The 17,544-nt window shown below is 55.9% G+C and carries 15 protein-coding genes; 9 read left to right on the top strand and 6 right to left on the bottom strand.

What is annotated here, in order from left to right; genetic code table 11:
- Positions 1 to 71: 71 nt before the first annotated feature.
- The 3 genes from MWU55_RS03035 to ahcY form a co-directional block, all read right to left on the bottom strand.
- On the bottom strand, positions 72 to 587 hold the full coding sequence (locus tag MWU55_RS03035; protein WP_246934227.1) for a porin family protein: 516 nt from the start codon (positions 585 to 587) through the stop codon (positions 72 to 74).
- A gap of 252 nt (positions 588 to 839) precedes the next feature.
- Positions 840 to 1,589, bottom strand: coding sequence for an extensin family protein (locus MWU55_RS03030; RefSeq protein WP_246934226.1), 750 nt, complete (start codon positions 1,587 to 1,589; stop codon positions 840 to 842).
- Positions 1,590 to 1,599: 10 nt separating this feature from the next.
- Entirely contained in the window at positions 1,600 to 2,991 is a 1,392-nt protein-coding gene (gene ahcY / locus MWU55_RS03025) for an adenosylhomocysteinase (RefSeq protein WP_246934225.1), read from the bottom strand.
- Positions 2,992 to 3,126: 135 nt separating this feature from the next.
- Between ahcY and MWU55_RS03020 the strand changes: the two genes are divergently transcribed.
- Together MWU55_RS03020 and MWU55_RS03015 are read left to right on the top strand one after the other, a co-directional pair.
- A complete protein-coding gene (locus MWU55_RS03020; protein WP_246934224.1) occupies positions 3,127 to 3,720 on the top strand; it encodes an HD family hydrolase in 594 nt (197 codons plus the stop codon).
- Positions 3,720 to 4,187: a GNAT family N-acetyltransferase gene (locus tag MWU55_RS03015; protein WP_246934223.1), complete on the top strand. Its 468-nt coding sequence runs from the start codon at positions 3,720 to 3,722 to the stop codon at positions 4,185 to 4,187. The genes MWU55_RS03020 and MWU55_RS03015 overlap by 1 nt, the downstream gene beginning before the upstream one ends.
- Here the strand turns inward: MWU55_RS03015 and MWU55_RS03010 are convergent.
- The 3 genes from MWU55_RS03010 to MWU55_RS03000 form a co-directional block, all read right to left on the bottom strand.
- Complete coding sequence (locus tag MWU55_RS03010; protein ID WP_246934222.1) at positions 4,177 to 4,533, bottom strand: hypothetical protein; 357 nt, start codon at positions 4,531 to 4,533, stop codon at positions 4,177 to 4,179. The two genes, MWU55_RS03015 and MWU55_RS03010, sit on opposite strands and share 11 nt — an antisense overlap.
- Positions 4,530 to 5,084: an ActR/PrrA/RegA family redox response regulator transcription factor gene (locus MWU55_RS03005; protein ID WP_246934221.1), complete on the bottom strand. Its 555-nt coding sequence runs from the start codon at positions 5,082 to 5,084 to the stop codon at positions 4,530 to 4,532. Before MWU55_RS03005 ends, MWU55_RS03010 begins: the two co-directional genes overlap by 4 nt.
- Before the next feature lie 82 nt (positions 5,085 to 5,166).
- Entirely contained in the window at positions 5,167 to 5,799 is a 633-nt protein-coding gene (locus tag MWU55_RS03000; RefSeq protein WP_246934220.1) for an SCO family protein, read from the bottom strand.
- 103 nt (positions 5,800 to 5,902) lie between these two features.
- On the opposite strand from MWU55_RS03000, the gene MWU55_RS02995 reads away from it, so the two are divergent.
- The 7 genes from MWU55_RS02995 to addA all read left to right on the top strand — a co-directional run bounded on the left by MWU55_RS02995 (position 5,903) and on the right by addA (position 17,525).
- A complete protein-coding gene (locus MWU55_RS02995; protein ID WP_246934219.1) occupies positions 5,903 to 7,345 on the top strand; it encodes a sensor histidine kinase RegB in 1,443 nt (480 codons plus the stop codon).
- 85 nt (positions 7,346 to 7,430) lie between these two features.
- Positions 7,431 to 9,014: a PAS-domain containing protein gene (locus tag MWU55_RS02990; protein WP_246934218.1), complete on the top strand. Its 1,584-nt coding sequence runs from the start codon at positions 7,431 to 7,433 to the stop codon at positions 9,012 to 9,014.
- A 56-nt stretch (positions 9,015 to 9,070) separates the two neighbouring features.
- Complete coding sequence (gene tsaE, locus MWU55_RS02985; RefSeq protein WP_246934217.1) at positions 9,071 to 9,565, top strand: tRNA (adenosine(37)-N6)-threonylcarbamoyltransferase complex ATPase subunit type 1 TsaE; 495 nt, start codon at positions 9,071 to 9,073, stop codon at positions 9,563 to 9,565.
- Complete coding sequence (locus tag MWU55_RS02980) at positions 9,562 to 10,554, top strand: phosphotransferase (RefSeq protein ID WP_246934216.1); 993 nt, start codon at positions 9,562 to 9,564, stop codon at positions 10,552 to 10,554. The genes tsaE and MWU55_RS02980 overlap by 4 nt, the downstream gene beginning before the upstream one ends.
- Positions 10,539 to 11,222: a nucleotidyltransferase family protein gene (locus tag MWU55_RS02975; RefSeq protein WP_246934215.1), complete on the top strand. Its 684-nt coding sequence runs from the start codon at positions 10,539 to 10,541 to the stop codon at positions 11,220 to 11,222. The genes MWU55_RS02980 and MWU55_RS02975 overlap by 16 nt, the downstream gene beginning before the upstream one ends.
- Complete coding sequence (addB, locus tag MWU55_RS02970; RefSeq protein ID WP_246934214.1) at positions 11,215 to 14,160, top strand: double-strand break repair protein AddB; 2,946 nt, start codon at positions 11,215 to 11,217, stop codon at positions 14,158 to 14,160. Before MWU55_RS02975 ends, addB begins: the two co-directional genes overlap by 8 nt.
- Complete coding sequence (gene addA / locus MWU55_RS02965; protein WP_246934213.1) at positions 14,157 to 17,525, top strand: double-strand break repair helicase AddA; 3,369 nt, start codon at positions 14,157 to 14,159, stop codon at positions 17,523 to 17,525. Before addB ends, addA begins: the two co-directional genes overlap by 4 nt.
- The last annotated feature ends 19 nt before the right edge of the window (positions 17,526 to 17,544 follow it).

Genomic DNA, 17,544 nt, shown 5'->3' with positions numbered 1-17,544 from the left:
TCGCCGTAGATCACTGTACGAAAAAGGGGGCCGCTGAGGCCCCCTTTGTTTTGCCGATATGCACGGCTTCTTCAGAACTGGAAACCAACGCGCAGCGACGCTTGGTTCGCGATCGCTTCGCCGCCACCGGGGATCGTTTCATATCGGTTATGGGTAAGTTCACCACCAACAAACATGTGGTCTGACAGTTTGTGGTCATATCCAACACCAACCAAATAGCCTTCGGCATCACCGCCTGTGGACACTTTGCTACGCAGGTAACCGGCGGTTCCGTAAAGAAGCCCCTGTTCACCAAGCGCAAACCCGTAACGGGCTTTTACCTTCAACTGGTTCTCCAACTGACCGCCAGAGCTTAGACCAATCTCGGGGTTTGAGTACCCAAGTTCGATACCGGCAACCGATCCACCAAAGTCATAATTGTAACCAGCAAACCCGCCATACATGGTTTCGTTGTCATCTGCGAAACCAGAAGATGGTTTCGAAATTCCTGCTTCCAGACCACCATAAAAGCCCGACCAATCTTGTGCCGAAGCGGCGATGGGAAGACAGCTTACTACAGCCAATGCTGCGACTGTTTTTCTTATCATTGTTCTCTCCTCAAACGCTGAAAAGCGAGACTATTCCTGCCTGAATAGCCTTTGCGCCATCAAGACGCAGCCATAGCCTAGCCCTTGGTCAGAGGCGCAACAATTGTCGGAAATCCGCCGATGGAGGCCAAATTGGCACATAGCCGCCATCGCATCTGCGGGAGTGAGCCGATGTAAGAAATATTTCAAAAAGTTGTATGGACCAGCCCTTGAAGGCCAATCGTTTTGGCCTAAGGGCGGACAGCCATCCGACTAACGACAGAATCCCCATCCGTTGCTTTGCAGATGGAAATGATCTGCATGCAGGCGGTTGTAGTCTGGTCCCAGGACAAGTCGGAACCACTTACACGATCCGCGCCAAATCTGGTGAAGGAATGCGGCTTCGTTTCCGGTGCCCTTCCAGTCTTTCAAAAGCGTCAGCTTGCGCCCATCCGACAAACGCACACCTGTAATGTCAAATGCCGAGGCCGTTGCATGGCTGCTCCACGCGCTTTCCGTTCCACGCGATGTACGCATCTTGCGGCAGTTGTAGCTGCCAACATGCAAAAGCTGCGACACGTCCGTACCCAACAGCTGACGCGCCGCTGGTTGAACGTCGTGGTATTCCCACATCGCAAGACGCAAGGCGGTTGCGCAGCGTGTTTCCACCCCTGAGACTTTGGCGGTCACAACAGACGACAGGCTGCCACGAACCGAAATGCCGCAATGCCCACCGGTCACAAGATCTTCCATCTTGCGGAACTGTACACCTGCCTTCGACAATGCACTCCGACACATCGCCCCATCACGAGAGGCCGCAAAAAGCTGCCAACGCGTCACGGGTGTCACGGGTGCTTTAATGTCCAAGGGTCGTGTCGGGTTCCAATGATCAGGCAGAACACTGTCCGGCCTGATAAACAGCCACATCGCGAACACGCAAAGCACTGCGATCGACAGTGCCGATGACAAAAGAAAAAGCGCCACCCGTTGCAGCAATGGGCGGCGCTTTTGTTCTTCTTCCATATCCCGGCGATCAGTAACGGTAATGTTCCGGTTTGAACGGCCCATCGACAGATACGCCAATATAGTCCGCTTGCTCTTTATCCAATGACGACAGTTTCACGCCGATCCGATCCAGATGCAGACGGGCGACTTTCTCGTCCAGATGCTTGGGAAGGATGTAGACGTCGTTCTTGTACTCATCACCTTTCAGCCACAGCTCCATCTGCGCCAGAACTTGGTTGGTGAAGGATGCCGACATCACGAAGGACGGGTGGCCGGTGGCGTTGCCAAGGTTCAACAAGCGGCCTTCCGACAGCAGGATGATGCGGTTGCCCGAGGGCATCTCGATCATATCTACCTGGTCCTTGATGTTGGTCCACTTGTGGTTCTTCAGGTTTGCCACCTGAATTTCGTTGTCGAAGTGACCAATGTTGCCAACAATCGCCATGTCCTTCATCGCGCGCATATGCTCGATGCGGATGACGTCTTTGTTGCCAGTTGTGGTGATGAAGATGTCCGCGTCGGCGACCGCATCTTCCAGTGTCACAACTTCGAACCCGTCCATCGCAGCTTGCAGCGCGCAGATCGGGTCGATTTCAGTCACTTTCACACGGGCGCCAGCACCGCTCAGCGATGCGGCCGAACCTTTACCCACGTCACCATAACCACAAACAACAGCAACTTTACCGGCCATCATCGTGTCGGTGGCGCGGCGGATGCCGTCGACCAGCGATTCCTTACAGCCGTATTTGTTGTCGAACTTCGACTTGGTGACCGAGTCGTTCACGTTAATCGCCGGGAAGGGCAGCTGGCCGTTCTTCACCAGATCATACAAGCGGTGGACGCCGGTGGTGGTTTCTTCCGAAACACCTTTGATTTGATCGCGCATCTTGGTGAACCAACCGGGGCTGGCTTCCATGCGTTTCTTGATCTGTGCGAAGACCGCAACTTCCTCTTCCGAAGTCGGCGTTTCGATCAGGTTGGTCTCGCCGTTTTCGACGCGCGCACCCAGAAGAATGTACAGCGTTGCATCACCACCATCGTCCAGGATCAGGTTGGGGCCTTCCGGGAATTGGAACGACAGGTCCAGATAGTCCCAGTGCTCTTCCAGCGATTGACCTTTGATGGCGAAGACCGGAACGCCAGCTTGCGCAATCGCGGCAGCGGCGTGATCTTGGGTCGAGAAGATGTTGCACGACGCCCAGCGCACATCGGCGCCCAGCGCAACCAGAGTTTCAATCAGGACCGCGGTCTGAATGGTCATGTGCAGCGACCCGACGATGCGCGAACCAGCCAGAGGTTTCGCTTCACCATATTCTTCGCGCAGGGCCATCAGGCCCGGCATTTCGGTTTCTGCAATGTCCAGCTCTTTGCGGCCAAACTCGGCCAGAGCGATGTCTTTTACGATATAGTCTTTGGTCACGGTATTTCTCCGGTCCTAATCTCATTTCTGTTCGACTTGCCCTATCACTCAAACTTTAAGCGCGCAATGAAGGCCAATTGACTCGCGCTGGAAAAAGGCGACATTGCGTGGCGGAAACCCAAAGAAGGACGTAAAATGCCCGCTCAACCACGTGCTTGGCAACGGATGCTTTCCGGACGGCGGCTGGATCTGCTTGATCCTACCCCCGTTGATATCGAGATCGAGGACATCGCCCATGGCCTTGCCTTTGTTGCGCGCTGGAATGGGCAAACCTTTGGAGACTACCCCTATTCCGTAGCCGAACACTCACTTTTAGTCGAGGCGCTATACACGCGCATGAACCCAAAAACGCCCGTGAAATGGCAGCTGGCCGCGCTTTTGCATGACGCACCGGAATACGTGATTGGCGACATGATCTCGCCCGTGAAAGCCGCCGTCGGACCGGGGTACGGAGAGCTGGACGACCGCCTGACCGCCGCCATCCATATCCGGTTTGGCCTGCCTGCAAAGATCCCCGCGGCCGTGAAGAAAGCGATCAAGCGTGCAGACAAGGTATCTGCCTTTCTGGAGGCCACGCAGATTGCTGGCTTCGGTGTCGAAGAAGCCGGTAAGATCTTTGGTGTGCCAGACCCTCATGTCACCAAAGGGTTAGAAATTTCGCTGAGACCGCCAGCAGACGTGCGCCGGGACTTCACCGTCCGACACGAAGCATTGTTGAAAGAAATCTGATGATTGTCACCCGCCCTGCCCAAGCCTCGGATGCAGAAGGCATGAGCGCACTGATCACCCCCATCTTGGTCAAATGGGGCAGCAAACGCCCGCGCGATCCAGAACATATGCGGGCAAATTATATCCAGAACCCAGACAATATCCGTTGCACCGTCGCCGAAGATGAAACCGGGCGCATTGTTGGATTTCAGTCTCTGATCCTGCCCACATCACGCAATCCATACGGCACCCCGGATGGCTGGGGGGAAATCGGAACCTATGTGGCGCTGGATGCTGGGCGAGGCGGAGTTGGTCGTTTGCTGTTTGCGAACAGCCTTGCCGCCGCGCGCGACGCGGGGATCAAAAAGATCGAAGCCTCAATCGGTCGGGACAATCCCTTGGGCCTTGCCTATTACCAGGCGATGGGGTTTCGAACTCACGATCTGACCGACACGCTTGATCGCAAATGCTATGTGGTCAGCTTATAGAGTTGCAGGTGGTGCCAGCCGTTGCAGCACCTTGCGTCCACCCCACAAACCGCTCTTGCGTGAATGTCAGTTCCAGATCATTCCACTGCATCCGGCGGGTGATGGTAGGCGGACAGCCTGTCAGGCCCAAAACCTTCGGCTTGCCAAGCTCGCGGGTCAGAGCGGGGATCACGCCCTTGGGGGAGCGTCCGAAATCTACACGCTGCGCGCTGGGCAAAACGGCCAGCCCGTTGGCGTCAGGTGCAAATTCGACCCCTTGGCGACTTTGGCCTGTCTTCGCGGCGGGTTGCACGCAAGCAGTCAGCATCATGGCGATGCAAACCACTGCCACAGAAGCAGCCCTCATTTCGGGCTGCGTTTTGCGAGAATACGCTGAAGCGTACGGCGGTGCATGTTCAGGCGACGTGCGGTCTCCGAGACATTGCGATCGCACAGCTCGTAAACGCGCTGAATGTGTTCCCAACGGACCCGATCTGCGGACATTGGATTTTCCGGGGGCGGGGGCAATTCATCAGGTTGCGCCAGCAATGCGGCGGTAATGTCATTGGCATCCGCAGGCTTGGACAGATAATCCGCCGCCCCAAGCTTGACCGCCGCAACAGCGGTGGCAATCGCGCCATATCCGGTAAGCACTACAATCCGGGCGTCTGGGCGTTTGTCACGAATGGTTTCGACAACGTCCAACCCGTTGCCATCATCAAGCCGCAGATCCACGACAGCATAGGCAGGGGGCCGCGCGGTTGCGATCGCTTTGCCCGCGGCAACTGATCCAGCGGTTTCCGGTTGAAACCCCCGCTTTTCCATCGCCCGTGCAAGGCGGCGCAGAAACGGTTCATCATCATCTACCAAAAGAAGGGATGCGTCTTCACCTATCGGCTTCAATTCCTCAGCGGTCATCGCAGCAACCTCCGGTTTGCTTTTGCTGTAAGATACCTAGGTATTTTGGACCGCAAGGTCAATTTTGACGCAGCGATGTTTGCTATGCTCCAGCGTCAATAAAGCATCCAACGCGTTGGGCCATCGATTCTGGTGTCTCATCACGCTTGAAGAAATCCGCAAATCCACTTTCTGGGAACATCAGGTATGTGAAGGTCGAATGGTCGATCAGATAGTATTCTTCCTGACCTTCTTCCGGCTCTTGTTTGCGGAAGTAGGTTTTGTAGGCTTGGCTGGCTGCCTTCACCTGTTCGGGCGTGCCGGTCAGGCCGATCATGTTTTCATGCATATAGCTGGTGAAATCCGCCAGATGCTCTGGCGTGTCACGCTCTGGATCGACCGAGACGAATGCCGCCTGCACATCATACCCCTTTTCATCCAGAATGCGCATCGCAGCAGCATTCCGAGCATTGTCCAACGGACAAACGTCAGGGCAGAAAGTGTACCCAAAATAAACCAGTGTCGGCTTGGTGATCACATCTTTCTCGGTCACCGTTTTTCCGGTTTCATCCACAAGCTCGAACGGGCCACCGATAGAGGCAGCGCCAGTTCCAATGGCACTGGACCGACAATCAGCAAACGCATCTTTTCCACCATCACCGCTGGTGACAAACCAAGTCACCCCAACAAGGGCTGCAATTGCCGTGGCGGCCGATATGGCATAGATGCGTTGCATAGAAACTCTCCGGTTTATTCGCGCGGGCATTGATCCCGCCTTTGCTCAGGACTAGCAAGAGAACACATTGACGCAACCCTTAATCGGTTTTGGCTGATCACAAATGGTCGAAATACACAAAGATCCCGCAACGGACGCTGCGCTTAGCAGCTCGCAACGCAGCTGGGTGCGCCTTCGGACGCTTATCCTGTTGCGCTGGGCCGCCATTGTAGGTCAGATCGCTGCCATAGCCGTTGCAGTTTACTTCTTTTCTGTTCAGATTCAGTTCGGATTTGTTGCTGCCGCGATTGGCGCAGCCGTCATCGCCAACCTCGTTTCCACGGCTCTATTCCCGCGCAACACGCGTTTGAACGAGATTCAGGCCACCGGCATTCTGGTCTTCGACACACTTCAGCTTGGCGTAATGGTGTTCCTGACCGGCGGCATCCACAACCCTTTCATGGTGCTGATCCTCGCACCCGTCACGGTTGCCGCCACAGCACTATCAACGCGATCCACGATCATTGTTGGTGCGGTCGCCATTGCTGCAACAAGCCTTGTCACATGGATCAACGTCCCGCTGCAGACGCTCGCTGGTCCATTGCGCATGCCGGAATTGTTTGTGTTCGGGATGTGGGTCGCTGTCACAATCTCGGTCGGGTTTATCGGCCTGTATACGCGTCGGATTTCATCCGAGATGCGATCGATGTCAGAAGCCCTTCTGGCAACGCAAATGGCGCTGTCGCGTGAACAAAGCCTGACGGATTTGGGCGGCGTGGTGGCTGCCGCAGCGCATGAGCTTGGCACACCACTTGCAACCATCAAGCTTGTCTCTTCAGAGCTGGTGGAAGAGCTTGAAGGCTCGGTCGAATTGCGTGACGACGCGCGCCTGATCGGTGAACAGGCGGATCGGTGCCGGGATATCCTGCAATCCATGGGCCGCGCCGGCAAAGACGATATGTTGGTCAAACATGCCCCGCTGATTGCCCTGATCGAAGAGGCCGCAGAGCCTCATCGCGAACGCGGCAAAGCCCTTGAAATTGAAATCGCCTGTATCGAATCCGCCCCACAGGCTCAGCCAATTCTGATGCGTCGCCCCGAGATTATTCACGGCCTGCGCAATCTGATCCAGAACGCCGTTGATTTCGCCTCAACCAAAGTCTGGATTGAGCTTTGCTGGAACGATGAACGTATTTCGATCCGCATTCTTGATGACGGCAAGGGATACTCGCCCCAAGTGCTGGGTTGGATCGGCGATCCGTTCATCCGCCGCCGCAAGTCATCTGCGGAACGCGGTCAACGTCAGGCGTATAATGGAATGGGCTTGGGATTGTTCATCGCAAAGACCTTGTTGGAGCGGACGGGGGCCACATTAACCTTCGCTAACGCTTCTTCACCCTATACCGGACGCCCCCACCCACGCGAAAAATCGGGCGCAATCGCGCAAGTCGAATGGCGTCGCGGTACGCAAGGGCTTGAAGCCATCGATACGGGCAGGGCATTGGGTGAAAACATCCATTTCACCCATGACGCCGGTCTTGAACCATTTGATAATAAAGGTTCATGAGCGATTAAAGCTTCATTAACCACACTGGCCTAACGTCGACCTGTGAAATGCGCGGGAATACCCCGCCGAAACGGCAGGTGTGAATATGGTCAATTCTATTTATGCAGTTGCGCTGGTGCTGACAGCCCTATTGATTGCCATTGCGGCGCTCTACATTCTGTCTTTGCTCGATCCGACGCGGGATAGAAAACTGCGAAAGCAATCAACGCTGGAAAAAGACAGTGTAGTGTTCCTGTTTGATGACCGGTCCTTAATCGATGCCTCTCCCGCAGCGAGACAGATTCTTGATGCCCTTCCGCGAAACGGCTCTTGGTCTGATTGGGAACACCTGGCCCACACCCTGGGAAGTCGTTTCCCTAACTTGTCGGTACAGATGGGTGATCTTGCTGATCTGGGGAAACTCACAATCTCCTCCTCGGATGGTGCGAATGAAGTGAAAGCCGAATGGCGTGACGGGTTGGCCCGTCTTCAACTGATCAGCGCGGAAACGGGGCAAGAAAACCCCTTGGTTGACAGAATGAGCTTCGATGCCATGCGCCATGAACTGGAAGGATTGCGCGCCACCGCACAGCACGTGCCGATTATGATGTGGCGCGAAGATGTTAACGGCAAAATCACTTGGGCAAACAGGACCTATCTGGATCAAGCAACCGACCCAAATGCGCCAGATTCGGTTGCCAGCTGGCCCCCCCAGAAGCTTTTTGAGCGTCCCAAATTGGAAGATGCCGCTGCACTAGAGACACCGCGTCGCGTTGCGATCCAGCTGCCAGCAGATGGGAAACGCCATTGGTATGAACTTCACGATGCCCCCTTGGGTGATGAAATGCTTTTGACCGCCATTCCCATAGATCGTGTTGTCCATGCCGAGAAATCGCGGGCAGATTTTGTAACAACGCTGACCAAGACTTTTGCGCACCTTCCTATCGGATTGGCAATTTTCGACCGCAAACGCCAACTCAGCCTGTTCAACCCTGCTTTGACCGACATTCTTGCGATGAGCGCGTCGTTCCTTGTTGGCCAGCCCACGCTTTTCACATTCCTTGATCGTTTGCGTGAGAAACGTCTGATGCCCGAACCAAAGGACTATGTCTCGTGGCGGCAACAAATGGCAGATCTTGAAACCGCCGCGGTAAACGGCACTTACGAAGAAACGTGGTCCCTTCCCACCGGGCAAACTTACCGCGTGACGGGGCGCCCACATCCCGACGGGGCCGTTGCCTTTCTATTTGAAGATATCACCTCGGAAATCTCACTGACGCGCCGTTTTCGCCGCGAGTTAGAGATGGGTCAGTCTGCCTTGGACTGTATCGAAGACGCCATCGCCATATTCTCGCCCGGCGGGGTCCTGTCCATGTCGAATGCCGCTTACATCAAGCTTTGGGGCAATGACCCATCTACCACACTGGAAGACATCAACTTGGGCGACGCGATCCGCACATGGCGTACAACTGCCGGAGACACGCCCGTTTGGCGCATGCTAAAGGAATTCGTCGCAGCCCATGGCGAACGGCAAGCCTGGGACGAACGCATCGCGCTGTTGGACGGGCGGCAAGTGGACTGCCAATTCGTTCCGATGGTGCGCGGGGCGACAATGGCGCGGTTTCGGGTAAAAACGGCCCAGCATGGTCTACAACCCGTACAGAAAACCGCGCTGTCACTGACCCCGTAAAGCTTTAAACCTGATCCAGTCTTGCGCCGACGGGCTGGGCGTCTAAAACTCGTGCCATGACGCACGGCTTTCACCTTGATCTTTCATTTCCCAGCCCGGATCAAACAACCGCATTTGCGGCCAAACTGGCAGGTCTTTTAGCCCCCGGCGATGTGATCTTGCTGTCGGGCGGTATTGGCGCGGGCAAAACCCATTTTGCTCGGGCATTGATCCAAGCAAGACTGGCCCAAAACGGTATGATCGAAGACGTGCCTTCGCCCACCTTTACACTGGTCCAGACCTATGACGATTCCATTTGTGAGATCTGGCATTCCGACCTATATCGCCTGACCCACCCGGACGAGATCGAAGAACTTGGCTTGATTGACGCCTTCGAAACTGCGATTTGCCTTGTTGAATGGCCCGACAGGCTGGGCGAACTAACCCCCGAAAACGCCTTGGTGATCGAGTTTTCAACTGGCAATGCCTCGGACGATCCAGATTTCAGGGCGCTTCATCTGTCCGGACCTACGGAAAAGTGGGAAAGCCGAATTCGAAAGGCAATTCCATGAGCGATAGGCGCAAAGACGACCAGCTGGCCTTTTTGCAGGGAACCGATTGGGCGGGTTCGACCTTTACGCCGCTGTCAGGTGACGCATCATCGCGTCGCTATTTCCGTGCAACGACACCGAAGCCAGCGATCTTGATGGACGCCCCTCCGCAAACTTGCGGCTCGATGAAACCCTTCGTGGACATGGCGAACTATCTATCGGCGCTTGGGCTGTCATCTCCCAAGATTTACGAGGCCGATCTTCAGGCAGGTTTCCTTCTGCTGGAGGACTTCCAAGACGACGATTTCGCATCGCTGATCGGCAGAGACAATTCGCTTGAAAACAGTCTCTATTCCACAGCAATTGAGGTTACTCACACCGTCCTGGATGCCGAGCCCGCCCATGTCACGGACTACGATATTCCCGAAATGGCTCGTGCATGCGACCTGGCTTTCCTGCACTATGCCCCTCAATCACAAATGACAGTGGATGAGGCGATCGCGGCGATCCATTCCGCCCTCACCCCCTTTCAAGCAACGCTTCGAACTTCTTTGCGTGATTACCACGCCGAGAACCTCCATTGGCTGCCCAACCGGAAAGGAATCGCGCGCATCGGGTTGTTGGACTTTCAAGATGCCGTAAACACGCTACCAAGCTACGATCTTGTGTCCCTGTTGCGCGATGTCCGTCGGAACGTATCACCGGATCTGGCGCATTCAGCGCGCATTGCCTTCGCGGATCGTCGTGGTCTTGATCAAAGCGCCTTTCAGAACGAATTCCACATGGTCGCCGTACAACGAAACCTTCGCATTCTGGGCATATTTGCCCGCCTTTCCCGCGAGCTTGGCAAGCCGCACTATGTCGATCTGATCCCCCGCGTATGGGGGCTGCTTCAAGAGGACCTCCGCCATCCGCCTCTTGCCGGGTTGCAAACGCACCTAAACGCTATCCTTCCCGAGCCTGACACCGCGTATTTGAACAAGTTGAGACAGCCATGCCCGACACCGTAATGATTTTCGCCGCCGGACGTGGAACGCGTATGGGGTCTTTGACCGAAGCAAAGCCAAAACCCTTGATCCCGGTTGCTGGCAAACCACTATTGGATCACGCATTGAAGATCGTCGACGACGCCACGGGTATTTCGCAGATCATGGTGAACACCCATTATCTGGCCAACCAGATCGAGGACCACCTTTCCGATCGCCGGATTCTGTTTTCACCAGAAAACGAGCTTCTAGAAACAGGGGGTGGTCTAAAACAGGCTCTAACACTGCACAATACAGGTTCCGTATATACGTTAAACGCCGATGCTGTGTGGTCCGGTCCGAACCCGATGCAGGCCCTTTTGGACGCATGGCAACCGAGCAAAATGGACGCGCTGATGTTGCTTGTTCCACCCGAAAACGCGATTGGTCACTTGGGTGCCGGGGATTTCCACCAATCATCAGATGGCCGACTAACGCGCGGCCCTGGATTGGTTTATACTGGCTGTCAGATCATTAAGACTGGCCCGGTCTCGGCGATACAAGAGAATGTATTTTCTCTGAACACCGTGTGGAACGCTATCGAGAAATCGGACCGCCTGTTTGGGCTTTCCTATACTGGGTCTTGGTGCGACGTTGGACACCCAGACGGGATTACGTTGGCTGAAAGATTGTTAGAAACCCAAAATGTTTGAACCCTCCGCCAAATCACGCGTCTTCCACGTTCCACTGGGGGTCGACTTTCCAAAGGCATTGGTTCGGGGCTTGCGCGAACGGATGACCAACAGCCCACCCGAAGATATGGCCAAGATCGAGCTCTATCTAAACTCGCGCAGAATGCTAAATCGCGTGCGCAGTTTGTTTGATGATGAGCCCGGCTTTGTACCTCGCTTGCGATTGATTACGGACCTGGCGCAGCTGCCATTGGACAGCTCGATTCCCACAGCCGTTGCGCCCCTGCGCAGACAATTAGAATTGCATCAGCTTATCCTTGCTTTGCTAGAGCAAGAACCTGATCTCGCCCCAAAAAGCGCTGCATTTGATCTGGCGGATAGCGTCGCCAAACTGATGGATGAAATGCACGGGGAAGGCGTAAAACCTGCAGCGTTAGAGACACTAGATGTCCAAGATATGTCCGAACACTGGGCGCGCAGCTTACAGTTTCTATCGCTCATCAATCCGTTCTTTGATCCAGATACCGGGCACGCCCCCGACGCGGAAACCCGGCAACGTTTGGTCGTCAAAAAGATCATCGAGGGGTGGGAGGCTAAACCGCCTGAACATCCAATTCTCATCGCTGGCTCAACTGGGTCGCGTGGCACTACATCACTGCTGATGCAGGCTGTCTCAAAACTGCCGAACGGGGCGTTGGCTCTACCCGGTTTCGACACTGATCTGCCTGAAACGACTTGGTCCAGTCTGGTTGACGCACATTCAGCCGAAGATCACCCACAATACCGCTTTGCCGCGCTTCTAAAACGGTTGGAGCTTTCGCGGAACGACGTTTGTGCGTGGACTGACACTACGCCAGTTGCTCCAGAGCGAAACATGCTGATCTCACTTGCTCTGCGCCCAGCGCCTGTAACAGATCAATGGCAGATCGAGGGGCGTCGCCTTCAGGACATCGACAAAGCCACGGAAGATTTAACGCTGGTCGAGGCCGCGAAACCACGTGATGAGGCGCAAGCCATCGCAACAATCCTGCGCCGTTCGATTGATGACGGGATTTCAGTGGCCTTGATTACGCCGGATCGGAACCTGACCCGGCAGGTCACGGCCGCATTGGATCGCTGGAATATCGAACCAGATGACAGCGCTGGCCGGCCACTGGCGCTTTCTGCCCCAGGACGTTTTCTGCGTCAGGTCTCGCTCATGATGTGCGAGGCGCCAGCCGCTGATCGTTTGCTGGCGCTTTTGAAACACCCGCTGACCAATACCGGCGGAGAAGCCCGCGGGGATCATCTGCGTTGGACCCGCGATCTGGAGCTTCAGGTGCTTCGGGGGTCTGCTGCCGTTCCGGACCGTGATGCTCTGATGGAGTGGGCAAAGCGGTTCGAGGAAGAGCCCGAACGTGCGGTTTGGGCTGACTGGGTTGTAAATACTTGCCTGCGCGAACCCATTGCGAGCGAACTTTCCCTAAGCGATCTGCTGAAACATCACCATGAGCTCGCCACCGCAATCGCGAAGGGTCCAACAGGCGACGGGACGGGTGAACTTTGGAACCGCGCTGCGGGGCAAATGTGCCAAGAAGTGGTCTCTAACCTTGCTGAAAACGCGATATATGGCGGCAAACTATCCCCACTGGCATACCGGGATCTGTTCCGATCAATCCTGTCAAAAGGCGAGGTGCGCGACCCAAACACACCCCATCCCGGCGTGATGTTTTGGGGCACCCTAGAGGCACGTGTTCAGGGCGCAGACAGGGTAATTCTGGCAGGCCTGAACGATGGTATCTGGCCCGAATTGCCCGGCCCCGATCCATGGCTAAACCGCCAGATGCGGATTCAAGTTGGCTTGTCCCTGCCAGAACGTCGCGTCGGCTTGTCCGCGCATGACTTCCAGCAAGCCATCGCCACAAAAGAGGTTATTCTGACCAGATCTACCCGCGACGAGGATAGCGAAACAATCCCGTCTCGATGGTTGAACCGCATCTGCAACCTGATGGCGGGCATCTCGGAAGAAGGCCAGCAAGCCCTGCAAAACATGCGCCAGCGGGGTAGGCAGTGGCTGGACTACGCACAGCGAATTGACCAACCATGTGTGACTATTCTACCAGAAAATCGCCCTTCTCCAGCACCACCGCTGTCTACGCGTCCGCGACAGCTTTCTGCTACAGGTGTCACAAAGCTCATCCGTGATCCGTTTGCCATATACGCCGACAAGGTTCTTCACCTTCGCGCGCTGGACCCCTTGATGCGCGGATCGGATGCCCTGATGCGCGGAACCGTTCTGCACGATGTGTTCGAGCGTTTCGTCGAGGACCTGCCCGAAACCCCGGCCCCCAGAGACGAGCTGGAACGCCTTCGTCGGGTTGCTGACAATGTCCTGGAAGAACAGGTACCCAATCTGGCCACGCGGATCCTTTGGAAAGCCCGCATTGATCGGATCGCACCGTGGTTCATTGAACAGGAGCTTTTGCGAAAGGGTTGGTCTCGAAATCTGGCGAACGAAACCTGGGGGCGTGTGCAGTTTGACGATCCCGATTTCACGCTGGTCGCCAAGGCCGACCGGATTGATCGCCATCACGAAGGGTCGTTGTTGATCTACGACTACAAAACAGGGACGCCGCCCAATGCGAAGCAACAAAAGCACTTTGACAAACAGCTGCTTCTTGAAGCTGTCATTGCCCAAATAAGCGGGTTTGAGAATGTTGAGCCATCACCCGTTTCCGCGGTCAGTTACATTGGTTTGACGCCTCAGAAAGAAGTAAAAACCGACCTAAGCAGTGCAGACATCACGCGGGTTAGGGAAGAGCTTTTGGGCCTTATTAGTGCCTATTATTCAGAAGATCAGGGTTACACATCACGTCGCGCAATGCACATGCATCGTTTCGCGGGTGACTACGATCATCTGGCCCGGTTTGGCGAATGGGATGACAGTGATACCCCCGTGGTGGCGGAGGTCGGACGATGAAGTTTAACGACGCAACCCGCGCCCAAATTCGGGCGGCTGATCCAACAGCCTCGACCTGGTTGTCGGCCAATGCCGGGTCGGGGAAAACGCGCGTTCTGACCGACCGCGTGGCGCGGTTGTTGCTGGACGGAGTGTCCCCGCAGAACATCCTGTGCCTGACATATACCAAAGCCGCGGCAAGCGAGATGCAGAACCGCCTGTTCCAGCGCCTTGGTGAATGGGCGATGAAGGACGATGAAAGCCTGACGCAGGCTTTGGCCGAGCTTGGAGTTGAAGGCGCACGCGACCTGTCATTGGCGCGCCAGCTGTTTGCCCGCGCCATTGAAACCCCCGGCGGGCTGAAAATTCAGACGATTCACGCTTACTGCGCCTCGCTTCTACGTCGTTTTCCGACCGAAGCGGGCGTGTCCCCACAGTTCACCGAGATGGATGACCGCGCGGCCAATGATCTGCGCGCTGTTATTCTGGAACAGATGAGCGACGGGCCACAAAAGGACCTTGTTCAAGGTTTGGCCGCCCTCTTTACGGGCGAGGATTTGTCGCGCCTGACAGCTGGCATAACTTCGGCCCGGATGTTGTTTGCCGAAATGAAAGAAGATGCCCTGATCAAGGATTGGTTCGATCTGGCAACTGGGGATGATCTGCAACGTGTTTTGGAAGATTGCTTTGAGCCGGAAGATCTTGAGGTTCTGGCCAAGTTCCGCGCAAACTCGGCCACCGGCAGCGCGCAGGATCAGAAGCGGGCAGAAGCACTTCAAGGCGCTGAATTAGATCAGCCGAATTTGGACCTGTTGAAGCGACTAGAGAGAATATTTCTGCTCCAAAAACCGCCATTTTCCGCAAAGATAGGCTCTGTTCCGACCAAATCCCTACAGACGGGCGCTTGTGCGCCAATCATGGATCAACTGAACGAGTTGATGGCGCGGGTCGAGTCAGCTCGGCACAAACGTCTGGCCCTACACAACGCCCAACGTACTCTGGCTCTGTACCGCTTTGCCCATGCATTTGTGCAGGAATACGAGGCCGCCAAGTTGGCGCGCGGCTGGCTAGACTTTGACGACCTGATTTTGAAGGCCGGGGCTCTTCTTACTGATCCTTCTGTTGCGGCTTGGGTTTTGTTCAAGCTCGACGGTGGCATCGACCACATTCTGGTGGATGAAGCTCAAGATACCAGCCCGGTCCAATGGCGCGTCATCGACAGCCTTGCACGCGAGTTCACCACCGGTTCAGGTGCGCGGGACGATATTGAACGCACGATTTTCGTGGTGGGGGACCCAAAGCAGTCCATCTATTCGTTCCAAGGCGCAGAACCGGCCGAGTTCCAACGCATGCAGCACAGTTTTACCGATCGATTACAACAGGTCGGGCGCGCTTTGGCGGTTCAGCCGCTGGATTACTCGTTCCGATCCTCGCCCGCAGTGCTGGGCTTTGTGGATATGGCGCTGGAGGGGCGTTCCGGCCTTGGTGGCAGCTTCAAACACCGCGCCTTCTTCAGGGACAAACCCGGCCGAGTAGACCTCTGGCCATCCATCGAGCCTGTGAAGCACGAAGAAGATCGCGACTGGAATGACCCCGTTGATCGGCCATCTCCGCGTGATCACCGAATCCAACTGGCCGATCACATGGCCAATGAAATCCAACGCATGATACGGGAAGAGAAGTTGCCGGATGACAAAGGTGGGTCGCGACCCGTTGATCCGGGCGACATTCTTGTTCTGGTACGTTCGCGCAGTGAATTGTTTCACGAGCTAATCCGCGCCTGCAAAGCGCGTGACATTCCCATCGCGGGGGCCGATCAGCTGCGCATCGGCGCTGAACTGGCGGTGAAAGATCTAACGGCTCTTTTGTCATTCCTGGCGACACCCGAAGATGATCTGTCGCTTGCCACGGTGCTTAGGTCCCCGTTGTTTGGCTGGAGCGAAGACGACCTGTTCCGGCTGGCCCATTACCGGGGAAAAAAGACGTTCCTTTGGCGGGCCTTGTCAGATCAACCTGAGCAATTCTCTGCAACGTTAGAGACGCTTCATGACCTGCGAAACCGCGCGGATTTTTTGCGCCCCTTTGAACTTTTAGAGCGTATTCTGACCCGCCATGATGGCCGCAAAAAGCTGCTCGCGCGACTGGGACAAGAGGCCGAGGACGGCATCGACGCACTTCTGCATCAGGCGATGAATTATGAACGGCTCGAGATCCCCAGCCTGACAGGTTTCATCTCGTGGCTGGAAACCGGCGACATCACGATCAAGCGACAGGTGGACAGCAAGGGTCATCTTGTGCGGGTCATGACGATCCATGGTTCGAAAGGGCTTGAGGCACCGATTGTTTTGCTGCCCGATCTGGCAAGGCGAAATGCCTCGGACATGCCGCAGATTGGGAAGTTCTCGCCGGATCAGCCGTTTTGGTTCCCGTCAAAGCCAGATCGGACAGACGCGATTGAGGATGTGTCTGAAGGCCTGAAAGAGGCCGAGATCGAAGAACGTACGCGGCTGCTTTACGTCGCGATGACCCGCGCCGAGCAGTGGCTGATCCTTGCTGCGGCAGGCGATCTTGGGACAGCGGACACCGGATGGTACCGCATCTGTGAAGCGGCGATGGAGCAGGCAGGCGGGGCGGATTGCGATTTTCCAACGGGTACCGGGAAGCGCTATCACACTGGTGAATGGCCAGAGCCGGGGGTGAACGACGCGCCTGACAGGGAAGCACAGCAACCCCAACTGCCAGAGTGGCTAAAGTCAGACGCGCCCTTACCTGTCAGCGCACCCAAGCCCTTATCCCCATCTGATCTTGGTGGTGCGAAGGCGCTGCCGGGGGAAATGGAACTTGCGGGAGGGCAGGACCCGCTGATCCGCGGGCGTCAAATCCACCTTCTACTGGAGCACTTTCCGGGCATAGCCCAAGACAGATGGGCCGCTGTGGGTGAGTACCTTTTGATGTCGGGTCCGGATTCAGCAACACCAGAAACCACGCGCGCGTTGACGGATGAGGTCGCCGCGCTGCTCACCGATCCAGCCTTAATGCATTTGTTTGATGCAAACAGCATTGCAGAAGCTCCCATTACGGGGCATTTGCCTGAAGCGCCTAATCAGCTTCTGCACGGCTATATTGACCGCCTGATTGTGACAGATGATCAGGTGCTCGCCATCGATTTCAAATCCAATCGTCTGGTTCCTGATGCTCCTAGTCAAACCCCGGAAGGGTTGCTGCGCCAGATGGGAGCCTATCGATGGATGCTGCGCGCGATCTACAAGGATCGACCCGTTCACACCGCGATCCTGTGGACACAAAGCCGTGAGCTGATGATGCTGGACGATCAACTTGTCGATGAGGCCTTTGGCCGCCTTGACGCTGAGGGCTTGGCTACCTAGGTTCTGACCAACCAAAAAT

Source organism: Aliiroseovarius sp. F20344 (genome assembly GCF_023016155.1).
Classification (GTDB): domain Bacteria; phylum Pseudomonadota; class Alphaproteobacteria; order Rhodobacterales; family Rhodobacteraceae; genus Aliiroseovarius.
The sequence above is the reverse complement of the archived record's forward strand: the minus strand, read 5'-3'. Positions and strand labels throughout refer to the sequence as shown.